The organism is Xenorhabdus bovienii (assembly GCF_024721015.1).
Classification (GTDB): domain Bacteria; phylum Pseudomonadota; class Gammaproteobacteria; order Enterobacterales; family Enterobacteriaceae; genus Xenorhabdus; species Xenorhabdus bovienii.
On the sequence record NZ_JANAIF010000438.1, the window covers coordinates 1 to 259 of the forward strand.

Consider the following 259-nt stretch of genomic DNA (forward strand, 5'->3'; position numbering starts at 1 on the left):
TTACTTCCTGTTCACTTTCAAAAATCTCTTGTGCCTGAAGCATAAAGTCCAATGCGTCCTTGATGTTGCCTTGCCGTTGCATTAACAAACCCAAGTTATTATAAGCCAAAGCCTGTGCTTTCAGGTTACCGTATATTTTGAATTGCTTTAGTGCTTTCTGGTAGTACTCAAATGATTTACTGTCTTTCTCCAGCAAGTCATAAACTCCACCAATGGCATTGTAGGCGTGAGCCAAGTTAATGCTGGGAGAAAGATCTTC

1 protein-coding gene is annotated in these 259 nt (G+C 40.5%); it reads right to left on the minus strand.

Annotated features, from left to right (window positions below; all coding sequences use genetic code 11):
- Window positions 1-259, minus strand: a 259-nt coding sequence (locus NXS07_RS21310; RefSeq protein ID WP_258087676.1) for a tetratricopeptide repeat protein, incomplete at both ends; no start/stop codon positions are given.